General features: G+C 69.1%; 11 protein-coding genes. 6 read left to right on the top strand and 5 right to left on the bottom strand.

Going from position 1 to position 13,043, the window contains the following annotated elements:
* The first annotated feature begins 102 nt into the window (after positions 1-102).
* The 5 genes from crcB (at position 103) to RT91_RS05390 (ending at position 5,261) form a co-directional block, all read left to right on the top strand.
* The gene (gene crcB / locus RT91_RS05410; RefSeq protein ID WP_007424139.1) at positions 103-480 is read left to right on the top strand and encodes a fluoride efflux transporter CrcB; all 378 of its coding nucleotides are present in this window, start codon (positions 103-105) and stop codon (positions 478-480) included.
* Between the two features lies 1 nt (position 481).
* Positions 482-805, top strand: a complete 324-nt coding sequence (locus RT91_RS05405; protein WP_035186086.1) for a DUF190 domain-containing protein — start codon at positions 482-484, stop codon at positions 803-805.
* 103 nt (positions 806-908) lie between these two features.
* Positions 909-1,661: an ABC transporter ATP-binding protein gene (locus RT91_RS05400; protein WP_011941430.1), complete on the top strand. Its 753-nt coding sequence runs from the start codon at positions 909-911 to the stop codon at positions 1,659-1,661.
* 6 nt (positions 1,662-1,667) lie between these two features.
* Complete coding sequence (locus tag RT91_RS05395) at positions 1,668-4,031, top strand: ABC transporter permease (RefSeq protein WP_035186083.1); 2,364 nt, start codon at positions 1,668-1,670, stop codon at positions 4,029-4,031.
* Positions 4,032-4,037: 6 nt separating this feature from the next.
* Complete coding sequence (locus RT91_RS05390; RefSeq protein ID WP_013639314.1) at positions 4,038-5,261, top strand: efflux RND transporter periplasmic adaptor subunit; 1,224 nt, start codon at positions 4,038-4,040, stop codon at positions 5,259-5,261.
* On the opposite strand, the gene RT91_RS05385 is transcribed toward RT91_RS05390, so the two are convergent.
* From RT91_RS05385 to RT91_RS05365, 5 genes are all read right to left on the bottom strand, one after another.
* A complete protein-coding gene (locus RT91_RS05385; RefSeq protein WP_035186081.1) occupies positions 5,262-6,311 on the bottom strand; it encodes an ABC transporter ATP-binding protein in 1,050 nt (349 codons plus the stop codon).
* Complete coding sequence (locus RT91_RS05380) at positions 6,308-7,864, bottom strand: iron ABC transporter permease (RefSeq protein ID WP_007422699.1); 1,557 nt, start codon at positions 7,862-7,864, stop codon at positions 6,308-6,310. The genes RT91_RS05385 and RT91_RS05380 overlap by 4 nt, the downstream gene beginning before the upstream one ends.
* 25 nt (positions 7,865-7,889) lie before the next feature.
* Positions 7,890-8,912 (bottom strand): ABC transporter substrate-binding protein, encoded by a 1,023-nt coding sequence (locus RT91_RS05375; RefSeq protein ID WP_035186078.1) that lies wholly within the window; start codon positions 8,910-8,912, stop codon positions 7,890-7,892.
* Between the two features lie 166 nt (positions 8,913-9,078).
* On the bottom strand, positions 9,079-9,834 hold the full coding sequence (locus RT91_RS05370) for an energy transducer TonB (protein WP_007422697.1): 756 nt from the start codon (positions 9,832-9,834) through the stop codon (positions 9,079-9,081).
* 171 nt (positions 9,835-10,005) lie between these two features.
* Complete coding sequence (locus RT91_RS05365; protein ID WP_240314205.1) at positions 10,006-12,279, bottom strand: TonB-dependent receptor; 2,274 nt, start codon at positions 12,277-12,279, stop codon at positions 10,006-10,008.
* Between the two features lie 186 nt (positions 12,280-12,465).
* Here RT91_RS05365 and RT91_RS05360 point away from each other — a divergent pair.
* Positions 12,466-13,043 (top strand): DUF6444 domain-containing protein (locus RT91_RS05360; RefSeq protein WP_240314204.1); only part of this gene is annotated, 578 nt, incomplete at its 3' end.

Below are 13,043 nucleotides of genomic sequence, written 5' to 3'. Positions count from 1 at the left end.
TTCAGACATTGCCGATCCGGCCATGGCCGGCAGGCTTCCGCCCTGCCCCGCCGCCATCCCCTCGACATTCCCGACATTTCCGCCACAACAAGAAGGCGTTTCATGATCAAGACACTTGCGGCCATCGCCTTTTTCGGCTCGCTCGGCTGCTGGGCGCGCTACGGCCAGACCATCTTCATGCAGAACCTGTTCGGGCGCGGCTTTCCCGTCGCCGTGCTCAGCATCAACGTGCTCGGCTCGTTCCTGATCGGCTTTCTCTTCGTGCTCACCGCCGAGCGCGTCGCCATCGATCCGGCGATCCGCACCGGCGTGCTCACCGGCTTTCTCGGCGGCTACACGACATTCTCGACCTTCGAGCTCGAAACGCTCATGCTGGTGGAGAACGGGGAGATCGTGAAGTCGGCGCTTTACGTGCTGCTGTCGGTCGTGCTCGGGTTCATCGGCGCCGTTCTCGGCGTCTACATCGCAAGGAATGTCTGACATGGAAGAACAGGTCACGCTGGTGCGCATCGCGCTGAGCGAAACCGATCACGGGCGGCGACGCCACCTGATGGAGGACATCCTGACGCGGCTGCGCGACGATTTCGATCTCGACGGCGTGTCGGTATTCCGGGGCATCGCGGGGATGAACGGGCAGAAGATCATCCATGCCGCCGACCTGCTGCATTTCGATGTCGACCTGCCGCTGATGATCGAGTTCTGCTGCGTGCCGGACACCGCGATATCGGTGATCGATTCGCTCGCGGATCTGGTGCCGGACGGCCACATCATTTCCTGGCCCGCCACCCGCCATCGCCGCGCGTAGCGCGAAGCGGGGACGCTCCCCCCTCCCCCGCTTGATCGACGTCAATGATGGGGGAGCGCGCGGCCGCTAGGGTTCCGGCCGGTGATGCGTGCGGAGGCGCGGCATGGAACCTGTCGCCGGCGGGGTGGCGTTGCCGGACGAGGAGCGGGCGGCGCCGGTCGCGCTGGTGGCGCGCGGCCTGGCCAAGATCTACCGGATGGGCGCGGTGGAGGTGCCGGCGCTGCGCGATGTCGACCTCACGCTCCGCGAGGGCGAGCTGGTCGTGCTGCTCGGCCCCTCGGGCAGCGGGAAATCCACGCTGCTCAACATTCTCGGCGGGCTCGACACGCCTTCGGCCGGCGAGGTGCTGTTCCGCGGCCAGCCGATCGCGCAGGGCGGCGAGCGGGGGCTGACCCGCTACCGGCGCCGGCATGTCGGCTTCGTCTTCCAGTTCTACAACCTCATCGCCAGCCTCACCGCGCGGGAGAATGTCGCGCTGGTGACCGAGATCGCCGAGGCGCCGATGGCGCCGGAGGCGGCGCTGGAGCTGGTCGGCCTCGGCGACCGGCTCGATCATTTCCCCGCCCAGCTCTCCGGCGGCGAACAGCAGCGGGTGGCCATCGCCCGCGCCATCGCCAAGTCGCCGGACCTGCTGTTCTGCGACGAGCCGACCGGCGCGCTCGACAGCCGCACCGGCATTCTCGTGCTCGAGGCGATCCTGAAGGTGAACGGCGAACTCGGCACCACCACGGCGCTCATCACCCATAACGCGGTGATCGCCGACATCGCCGACCGCGTGCTGAGCTTTGCCGACGGGCGGATCGTCGGCACGCGGGTCAACCCGGTCCGGCACAGCCCGGCCGGGCTGGTGTGGTAGCGCTCGGTGTCGAGCCTCGACCGCAAGCTGCTGCGCGATCTGTGGCGGCTGCGCCTGCAGGCGCTGGCGATCGCGCTGGTGATCGCCTCCGGCGTCGCGCTGATGGTGATGGCGCTGACCACGACCGAATCGCTGGAGGCGACGACCAGCGCCTATTACGAGCGCGCGCGCTTCGCCGATGTGTTCGCCCGGCTGAAGCGCGCGCCGGACTCGCTGGAGGCGCGGATCGCCGCGATTCCGGGCGTGCGGGTGGTGGAGACGCGAATCGTCGAGTCCGGTCTGCTGGATGTCGCGGGGTATCGCGAGCCGGTGGTGGCGACTCTGGTCTCGCTGCCGAAATCCGGCCCGCAGCGGCTCAACGCGCTGGTCCTGCGCGCGGGCCGGCTGCCGGCGCCTGGCCGGCTGCGCGAGGCGGTGGTCGGCGAGCCCTTCGCCGAGGCGCATCACCTGCGGCCGGGCGATACGATCGGCGCGGTGCTGCGCGGCCGGCGCGTGGCGCTGCGCATCGTCGGCACCGCGCTCAGCCCGGAATTCGTCTATGCGATTCCGCCCGGCGGGCTGATGCCGGATGACCGGCGGTTCGGCGTGATCTGGATGGGGCGCGACGAGCTTGCCGCCGCCTTCGGCCTGAAGGGCGCGTTCGACGATGTCTCGCTCGCGCTCTCTCCCGGCCAGCGCCCGCAGCCGGTGATCGCCCGGCTCGACGCGCTGCTCGCCCGTTATGGCGGCACCGGCGCCTATGACCGCGCCGAACAGGTCTCGAACTGGTTCCTGAGCAACGAGATCGCGCAGCAGAAGAACATGTCGCGGCTGATGCCGGCGATCTTTCTCGGCGTCGCCGCCTTCCTCACCAACATGGTGATGGCGCGGCTGGTCGCGACCGAGCGGCGGGAGATCGGCCTGCTCAAGGCGTTCGGGTATGGCGGCGGGGCGATCTTCTGGCATTACGCGAAGCTGGTGCTCGCCATCGCCGCCGGCGGCATCGTGCTGGGCGCGGTGCTCGGCGCCGCGCTCGGCAACTGGAACACCAGGCTCTATCGCGAGTTCTTCCGCTTTCCGTTCCTGCTCTACCAGCCGGGGCCACGGAGTTTCGCGATCGCCGCCGCGGTGAGCCTGGCCACCTCGCTCGCCGGCGGCATGGGGGCGGTGGGCCGCGCCGCGCGGCTGCCGCCGGCGATCGCGATGCAGCCGGCGCCGCCGGCGGTCTATCGGCGGTCTCGCCTCGGCCCGGCGGCGCTGGGGCGGTTCCTCGACGGGCCGAGCCGGATGATCGTCCGCCGCATGCTGCGCTGGCCGCTGCGCGCCTTCCTGGCGAGCGCCGGCCTCGCGCTCTCGGTCGGCGTGCTGATCCTCGCGCTGCAATGGGTCGATGCGGTGAACGCGCTGGTCGAGACGCATTACGAGCGCGGCCAGCGGCAGGACGCGACGATCACCTTCAACGACCTGCGGCCGCGCGGCGTTCTCGACGATATCCGGCATCTGCCGGGCGTGCTGGCGGCGGAGCCGTTCCGCATCGTGCCGGCGCGGCTCGCGCGCGGCCGGGCCGAACAGCGCGAACCGGTGATCGGCGTGCCGGCCGGCGCGCGCCTCGCCCCGGTGCACGACGTGGCGCGGGGGCCGATCGACATGCCGGCGGACGGGCTGGTGCTGTCGCGCCAGCTGGCGGGGCTGCTGCATGCCGGCATCGGCGATCCGGTCCGCGTGCAGTTGCTCGAAGGGCGGCGCGCGGTGCTGACGGTTCCGGTCGTCCGCCTGTTCGACACCTATATCGGCAAGCCGGCCTACATGAACCTTGCCGCGCTCAACCGGCGGATGGGCGATGGCAGCGTGCTCTCGGGCGTTCATGTCACGCTCGATGAACCACGGCGCGCGGCGTTTCTCGCCCGGCTGCGGACCCTGCCGGGGATTGCCGCGATCCAGTTCCGCCGGGCGGCGATCGACACGTTCCACCGGACGATGGGCGAGACCATCGACATCTTCCTTGGTTTCTTCATCGGGTTCGCCTCGGCGCTGTCGGTCGGGGTGATCGTCAACGCGATCCGCATCGCGCTGTCGGAGCGCGAGCGCGAACTGGCGACGCTGCGGGTGCTCGGCTTCAGCCGCGCCGAGGTGGCCTATATCCTGCTCGGCGAGATCGGGCTGCTGGTCTGGATCGCCATTCCGCTCGGCTGCGGGGCGGGGACGCTGCTCGCCTGGTATTTCGGCAAGGCGTTCGAGACCGAGCTGTTCCGGGTGCCGCCGGTGATCTACCCGTCGACCTATGGCACCGCGGCGCTGATCATGATCGCGACGGCGGCGATTGTCGCCGCCTGGCTGCGGCGGCACCTCGACCGGCTGGACATGATCGCCGTGCTGAAGACGCGGGAGTAGGAACCCATGCGCCCCTTCGTCCGGCGGATCGTGATCTGGGGCGTGCTGGCCGCGGCGGTCGGCGCCGGGATCGTCTACAGTTTCCGCCCGCGGCCGGTGGCGGTGGATGTCGCCACCGTTGCCAGAGGCATGCTGCGCGTGACCATCGACGATGACGGCGAGACCAGGGTGCGCCACGTCTACACGCTGCAGGCGCCGCTGACCGGGGATCTCGACCGGATCACCGCCGATCCGGGCGACCCGGTGACCGCGGGACGGACGGTGCTGGCGCGGATCGTGCCGGCGCCGCCCTCGATGCTCGATACCCGCACGATGGCGGAGCGGGAGGCCGCGGTGGGCGCGGCGCTGGCGGCGAAGGCGCAGGCGGCGGCCGAGCGGGACCGGGCGGAGACGACGCTGGTCTTCGCCCGCACCGAGCGCGACCGCGCCCGGCGGCTGCTGCCGCGGCGGGCGATTTCGCAGCGCGAGGCGGACGATGCCGAGCGGGCCTTCCGCGCGGCGGAGGCCGGCCTCGCCGCGGCGCGGGCGGCGCTCGAACTGCGCGACCAGGAACTCGCCGCCGCCCGCGCGCGGCTGCTGCCCCGCGACGCCGCGCGCCGCGCGGCGCCGGCCGGCGAGGTGGTGCGGGTGACGGCGCCGGTCAGCGGCGTGGTGCTGCGGGTGATCCGGCGCAGCGCCGGCATCGTCGCGGCGGGGGCGGCGCTGCTCGATATCGGCGATCCGCACCAGCTCGAGATCGTCATCGATCCGCTCTCGGAGGATGCGGTGAGGATGCGCCAGGGCGAGGCGGCGATCGTCACCGGCTGGGGTGGGCCGGACCTGCACGCGGTGATCCGCCGGATCGATCCGGTCGGGCGGATGAAGGTCTCGGCGCTGGGGATCGAGGAGCAGCGCGTCGATGTCGTGCTCGACCTCACCGATCCGCCCGCGCGCTGGCAGGCGCTCGGCGACGGGTATCGGGTCGATGTGCACGTGATCACGTTCCAGGGCGATGTGCTGCGGGTGCCGCTCGGCGCGCTGGTGCGGATGGGGGATGGCTGGGCGGTGTACGTCGATGACCGTGGCGTGGCGCGGCGGCGGGCGGTGACGGTCGGCGCGCGCGGCGGGCTTGAGGCCGAGATCCGCGCGGGGCTCGCGCCGGGGCAGCGCGTGGTGCTGTATCCGGGCGAGCGGATCCGCGACGGCACGCGCATCGCAATCCGCCCCGCCGGCGCGGAGGACGGGTCGTGACTATCCGCTGAACGGAAACAGGTGCAGCCGGTCGGCCGCGACACGCAGGGCGACGGCGCCGCGCGGCGGCGGGGCCGCGCACTGAACCGGAACCGGCGCGGCGAGTCCGTCGAGCCGCAGCAGCGCCTGCCAGTGCCCGGCCTCGAAATGCGCGCCGATGCAGGTGGCCGGCACGCCCTCGGCGGCGAGGGACAGCGCGCCGCGCGGCCAGAACAGCAGCGCCTGCGCGGCACCGGCGAGGCGGACGGCGCCGCCGGGGATGGCGAGCTGGGCGCCGCCGAGGGCGATGGCGGCATCACTCCCCTCCCCGCGCGCCGGCACCCTGACGCCCCCGCACAGCCCGGCGAGGCGCGCCGCGTAGGGGGTTGCGGGCCGGGCGAACATGGCGTCCGGCGTGGTGCAGGCGGTCAGGCGGCGGTCCTCGAGGACGGCGACGCGGTCGGCGAGGCGCGCGATATCGGCCGGGTCGTGCGAGATGCAGAGCGCGCTCAGCCCGGATTCGACGATCAGCGCGCGCAGTTCGGTGCGCAGGGTTTCCCTCGTCTCGACATCGAGGCTGGAGAACGGTTCGTCGAGCATCAGCAGGCGAGGTGCAGCGGCCAGGGCGCGAGCGAGGCCGACGCGCTGCTGCTGCCCGCCGGACAGGGTGGCCGGCAGGCGGCCGGCGCAGGACGCGACGCCGAACCGGTCGAGAAGGGCCAGCGCCTTGCGATCCCGCCCAGCGCGGTCGCGGATCACCACCGCCACGTTTTCCAGCACCGACAGATGCGGCCACAGCGCGAAATCCTGGAACACCATGCCGAGGCCGCGCGATTCGGGGCGGATGAAGGTGGCGGCGGCATCGTCGACCACGGCGCCGCCGATGCGGATGGTGCCGCGGGCCGGGCGATCGAGCCCGCCGATCACCCGCAGCAGGCTGGTCTTGCCCGATCCGGACTCGCCGGCCAGCACGACGCATTCGCCGTGGGCCAGGCCCAGAGACGCCTCCTCGACGACCAGGCGGCCGCCGCGCTGCACGGCGACGCCGTTGATGGCGAGTGCGGCGCTCATGCCGGGCGCAGGCGCCGCGGCGCGGCGAGCAGGGCGACACCGGCGGCGAGCAGAAGGGCGAGCCCGGCCATCGCGCCGAGGCCGAACAGGGCGAGCCGCGCCGAGGCGGCGTAGTCGCTCATCTGGTCGAGGGTGACGATGGCGACGCCGAGCGGCGTGGCCCCCGGCGGATAGAGCAGTTCGGAGACCGGCAGTTCGAACATGATCGCGGCGGCGACCAGCAGATAGGCGTAGGTGAAGGGACGGATCAGCAGCATGCCCTCGATATCCACCAGCCGCGTCAGGCGCGGCAGGCCGTGCAGCCGCGCCGCCGCCACGAGATTGGGATCGAGATCGTCCAGCGCGCCCTGCATCATGCGCAGGGCGAGCGGGGCCATGCCCGCGGTATAGCCGATCAGCAGCAGGAGCCGGGTGCCGTAGAGCGGGAGGAGATCATTGTTGAAGGCGACGATGTAGCTCGCGGCGAGCACGAGGCCGGGCACCGCCATGTTGGCGACCAGGGCGACATCGAGCACCGCCGTCATCCGGCGGGCGCCGGCGGCGCGCAGGCGCAGGATCAGCACGGCGACGCCGAGCGACATCGTCGCGCCGACCATGCCGAAGCCGAGCGAGCGCAGCACCGCGCCGGGATGCGGCATCGACGCGGTCAGCGGCTGGAGCGCGCGCACGAACAACGCCGCGACCGGAATGACGATGCCGACCAGGGCGAACAGGCAGGTGAGCGCGGCGAAGGCCAGTTCGCGCCGCCGGGCGGGGCGCTGGCGCGCGGGCGGGCGCATCCGCCCATGCTGGATCGCCGCGCCCTGCCGGCGGCAGGCCATGGCGAGGCCGCCGAACACCGCCGCGACGGCGATCAGGCGCCAGCACAGGATCGAGGCGCCGGCGAAATCGGTGGGGGTTTCGGCGAGGTGCTGGTAGATCGCGTAGGTCAGGATCGGCACGTGGCTGGTGACGCCCAGCGTCGCCGGGATGCCGAATTCCTGCATCGTCTCGATCACCGCGATGGCGAAGCCGACCGCCATGGCCGGCGCGAGCAGGCGCAGGCCGATCCGCACGCGCGGGATGAAGGGAACGCCGTGGATGGCGGCGGCCTCGGCCGGAGCCGAATCGGCGGCGGCGAGGGTCGCCCGCGCGACCAGGGCGGAAAACGGCAGGGCCTTGACGACATAGAGCATCAGCAGGCCGCCGACGCCGAAGAAGGCCTGCCCGGCAAGCGTGGCGCGCAGGGCATGGCCGCTGAAGATGATCATCCAGCCGGTCGTCAGCATGTAGCTCGGCGTCAGGAACAGGCCCCAGAGCGTCAGCGTGGCGGCGCGGGCGACCGGGCCCGCCGCCGTCGTGGTGAAGAGGGCGAAGAGCGCGCCGAGCGGTGCCGCGACGATCGCCGTGCCGACCGAGAGCAGCAGGGAGACGGCGAAGGCCGGCCAGTCGCCCGCCGCGCCGTGACCGGAGAGGAACGGCATGACCAGCAGGCGGAGCAGCGGGTAGACGAAGAAGGTCGCGATCAGCCCTGCCATGATCGCGGCCCGAAGGCCGGCGGCGCCAACTCTCATCGGCAGCCGGTTCCGCACTGCGGGATCAAGAGCCGGCCCCGTCGATCGCGTGGGCGAACCAGGCCAGCACGGTCTTCTCGCGCGCGCCCCAGCGCGCCGCATCGAGCGTTGCGAGATCGAGCGTCGTCAGCGGCGGCAGGGCGTGGCGGGGCGCGGGAAGCGCGGTGACCGGCCAGTAATAGCTGTCGCCCTCGCCCTCGCGCTTGCGGATGGCCTGGCCGGCGGGGCTTTCGACGAAGGCGATGAAGGCCTTCGCCTCGCGCAGCGCGCGGCCGTGCAATCCCTTCGGCAGGACGATGACGTTCGGAAGCACGTAGGCGGGGCGCGGATAGATGACGGTGAGGTGATGGTCGATATTCCGCGCCACGTTGACGGCGGCGGAGGACTGGACGATCGCGAGCTTGATCGTGCCGCTGCGCAGGGCGGCCAGCGTCGCATCGTTCTTGGCGAAGACCTGCAGCCCGTTGGCCTTGAGCGCGGCGACGAAGCCCTTGCCCTGCGGCCAGCCGCCCGCCTGCTTGAGCATGCCGGCGAGCGCAGGGTAGGTCGGCCCGGAAATCGCGGGGTCGTTCATGCCGACGACGCCGTGATAGAGCGGCGCGGTGAGATCGTTCCAGGTTTTCGGCGGCTTCAGGGTGGATGCCTTGTTCATCACGAAAACGCCGGCCAGGGTGAAGCCGGTGGGGATATAGGCGCCGTCGGGCGGCAACATCGAGCGGCCCGTCGCGGTCAGCGGTACGGGTGGGCGCAGGCCGTGGGCCAGCAGGCCGGCCGTATCGAGCGAGACGGCGGCGGTCGCGCCGTCGAACCAGCCGATGTCCCAGTCCGGATGATGGCCCTCGGCGGTGATCCGCGCCAGCAGCGCGCCGGTCGACAGGCGGATGACGCGGACGGGGATTCCGGTCTTTTTCGTGAAGGCCTTGCCGATGGCGGGCGCGTAGTCGAGCGCGGCGTAGAGCACGAGTCCCCGCGCCGGTGCCGGCCAGAGCAGCACCGCCGCAATGATGATGATGGCCACGCCAAACCCAGCCGCAATCACTCGTCGCATGACGATCTCCGTGACCTTCGCTTCAATTTCTTCAATTCCGTCACCGAGCGTCTAGTTGGCGGGACGCCGGCGGACAATCGCCAGGGTTGCCCGCCTCAAGAAGATGTCAGAGCCGGCGACAAGTTTCATCGTAGTGTCATCAAATCGGGGCTCTTCGCGCGCACCGTCAGTTGGTGCGCAGACGGATCGAGATGTCCACGGTGATCGGGTGATGCGGCATCGTCGCGCCGAAGGGCGGAAACCGGGTTGCCCTGACCGCGGCCAGCGCCGCCCGGTCGATCGGCGGCGCGCCGGAAGACCGGATCACCGAGACGCCGAGAAGCTGCCCGCTCGGGGCGATGCGGAGCGCGAGTTCGGTCACGCCGGACAGATGCAGCATCTTGACCATCTCCGGCACCTTGAGATCGCCCTGCACGGCGGCATGCACGGAGCCGGCATAGGCTTCGAGCGCGTTCTCCTGGACGGCGGCGGGAACCGGTTGCGGCTTCGGCGGTGTCGGCGCCACGGGCCTCGGCACCTGGTGCGCCACCGGCTTTGGCCGCGGCGCCGGCCGATGATGCACCACGGGCTTCGGACGCGGCTTGGGCACGGGCTTCGGCAACGGCTTCGGGACCGGAACTGGCAGGGGCGGCTTCGGGATCGGCGGTGGCGGCGGCACGTGCGGCTTGGGCGGTTGCACGGGCTTCGGCGGCGGGGGCAGCGGCTTCGGCGGGACGGGCTTCGGCTTCGGCGGGGGGGCAAGCATCCTGATCCGCGTCACCTGCGGATGGCGCGCCGCCGGCACGGGATTTGGCGGCATGCTGGCAACCAGAACGACGAGAACGACTTCCACGATCAGCGCCGCAACGAGCGCGATGGGAAATGACAGGCGACCTTCAGGCAGGGGATTCATGCCATCACCAGCGCCGCGAAGAGTGTTCATGGATATCCGATCGAGCAGTAGCGATACGAAGTCTGGCGTCGCGGCGATCGGCCATCAGGCGGCCGATCGCCGACGACGCGGCAGGGAGAAAGGAAACCCGCGGCAAACGCGTTGCCTCGACTTGTCTAACGGCGGGATACCGGCGCGGGCACATGGACCCGCGCCGCAACCTCAGAAGTGGAAGCCGACACTGCCGTAGATGGTGAACGGCGCGCCGGGATAGGCATAGGTGAAGCCGGAGGCCGGGACGGTTCCGGAATAGTTGAAGTAGCCGCCCGTGCCGATGTATTCGTAGGCATTGTATTGATTGTTCGTTATGTTCAATGCCGTCAGCGACACATCCATGCTCTTGTGGCCCACGTAAGGCAGGGTCACCGGGACCGTGAGCTTGGCGGACATGTTCAGCGTGCCATAGCCAGGCATTTTCCGGTTGCTCGGCGCGCCGGTGTTGTTGTTGAACATGTACTGGCTGCCCGTGTACTGATACCACATGCGCGGTTCGAGCAGCATCGATCCGATCGGGATATCGTAATAGGCGCCGATATTGAAGTTGACCGAGGGCACGTACGGCACATGCCGCCCACCATAGGAGGTGCCGCCGGTGATGTAGGTCTGGTATTTCGCATCGATGAACGAGGCGTTGCCGAAGACGTAGAGATTATAAAGCGGATTGTCGTCGGCGAACATGTTCACGCCCTGGTAGATCGACGATCCGGAGGCGAACAGGGCGTTGCCGTTGGCGAGCTGGGTACTGAGCGACTGCTTGGCATAGCGCAGGTGGAAATAGTCGACCCCGGCGACGAAGTGATGCAGGAACCGCCCGTTCTCGACATGGAATTTCGCGCCGATGTCGTAGTACTGGCCGAGCTCGAGCTGATAGCCGGTCGTCGGGTTGATCTTCTGGAACAGGCCGCCGCCGCCGCCAACGCTGGGGGTGCGCAACGCCTCGCCATACGAACCGTACAGCGCCATCCACGGCATGACCTGCAGGTTCGCCGAGATGGACGGCTCCACGCCGTTGCGGCTTACATGCGATCCGCAGGATGAACCCTGATCGGTCGCCTGCGTGGTTCCGCTGGTCGCGGTGCTGCCATCCAGCACGCAATGCGTCGAAAGGCCGACACCCGGGGCGAACGCGAAATCCTGCAGCGCCGAGTCGGAATAGCTGGTCTGGAAGCTGACGAAGCGGATGCCGGGGATGATGTGCAGCGCCCTGACCGGATGAATGTCATCCTGAAGGAACATCGCGAAATTATCGACGTTGAAGTAGGACGACCGGATCTTGCCGCCGGCATTGACCACGCCCTTGTTGCCGCCCAACACCGTGTTATAGAAATTGTTCCGGCTGTTATAGAGCGTATGGATGTAGTAGCCGCCGAAATTCAAGGTATTGAACGGCAGTTTTTCGGTCAGCCACAGCTTGTCGCCGATGACGTTCGTGTACGGGTTGTTGTATTCATAGCGCTGCGGGCCAACGCTGCCGAAATCATACAGGCGCGAATGCGTGCGCGTGAAGTTCTCGTAATAGGTCAGGTTGTGCAGCGTGGTCGAATCATCAAGTTCGATGTTCTCGCGCGCGAAGACCATCCACAGCGCGTCGGTATCGAATTTTTCGTAGTAGTTGTAAGGAGGCGCGCTGTAGAAGCCTGATGTCTGCTGGCTGTAGAGCGGCGCGCCCGCGTTTCCGCTGATCGTGACGCCCGGGATCGGGGAGGTCGGGATGACCGGCACGCGATAGCCGGCGCTGCGCGCGAAGTAACCGCCGAAGGCGAAATTGCCGGCGCTGAAGTTCTTCACGGTCTTGAGGTAGATCGAATAGTCGTTGGACGGGCTCTGGAAGCCGTCCGGCGACTTGCGGAAGCTGTTGCCGTCGCCGGCGCCGCCGGCAATGACCGTGGACCAGCCGTGATAGTTGCCGGTGCGCAGGTCGAACTCGATGTTCTTCTGGCCGTAGCTGCCATAGGTCAGGTTGATGTCGCCGCCGGGCTTGGCCGTCGGCTGCACCGGGGTGAACTCGATAGTTCCGGCGAGGTTGTTGTACCAGCGGTCGGCGGCGTTGCCGGGGCCATAAGTGGTTGTCACGCTCTGGATCATTCCGCTCTGCGGAATCATGTTCGATTGCCAGAGATCGCTGCCCGGATCGACGACCGGAACACCGTCCAGCGTCACGCCGATGGCGCCGTCGCCAGTGAAGCCGCCGAAGCCGCCCCAGCCCTGCTGCACGCCATTCAGCGTCACGGTATATTTGGACGCGCCGGTGTTGCCGTAGCCGGTGATCTGCACGCCGGGGGCATAGGACAGCATCTGCGCGGCTCCCGCGACGGGGCCGGCGGCTTCGAGGAGCTTGCGGTTCAGGACGCGGGTCGTATTGCCAGACTTGAAGACCTTCTTCTGGCTCGGCGCGGTCGTGACGCCGGGCAGCGACAGCGCGCTGGACGCGCTCACCTCGCCGGCGCTCACTGTTTGCGCGTATGCCGCGGCGGGAATGAGACAACTGGTGGACAGCAGAAGCGCCATGAGCGAAAGCTGCATGACTCGATCAGTATGACGTATCTGCTCATCCTGGTCCGTCGATAAGTTGAATCGATTGTGAATTGACGTGACCACGGCGGATACGATTCGACGGGAGGCGTGAACGAGCTTCCTGACCTGTCTCTCCTATCGCACGCTGAGAAAGACGCGCTGATCCGCGCGCTATGGGACGCGTTGCAATCATCCGAGCGCAGGAACGCGGAACTGGCAATCCGGCTTTCGGATGCGGAACGCCGGATTGCGGAGTTGGAGGCGCGGCTAAACGAACCGCCGAAGCGGCCGGACAATTCGAGCCTGCCGCCATCGCGCGGGCAGAAGCCAAACCGGCCCGAGAAAAGTCCGCGCAAGGGGCCCCGCAAAGGCAGTCTCGGCCGTGAGGGTGGCGGTCGCTTGCTTGCCGAGAACCCCGATCAGACGGTGATCGCGAAGGCGGCGCATTGCCAGCACTGCCGTGCCGGGCTGACTGACGCGGATCAGCGCCTCGCGCAGCGCTACGACAAGATCGATCTGCCGCCGATCAAGCCGGTCGTCACCCGCGTCGAACGCTATGCCGGCCATTGTCCGTGCTGTGGGGCGACCACGCTGGCAGCCGTCCCGGAAGGCATGGAGACCGGCACACCATTCAGCCTCAACCTCGTGGCTCTCGCGATCTACCTGCGCGTCATCCATGCGGTCAG

Origin of the sequence: Acidiphilium sp. JA12-A1, from assembly GCF_000724705.2 — a bacterium.
In the GTDB taxonomy this organism is placed as follows: Bacteria; Pseudomonadota; Alphaproteobacteria; order Acetobacterales; family Acetobacteraceae; genus Acidiphilium; species Acidiphilium multivorum.
This window is presented reverse-complemented; position numbering and strand designations above follow the sequence as displayed.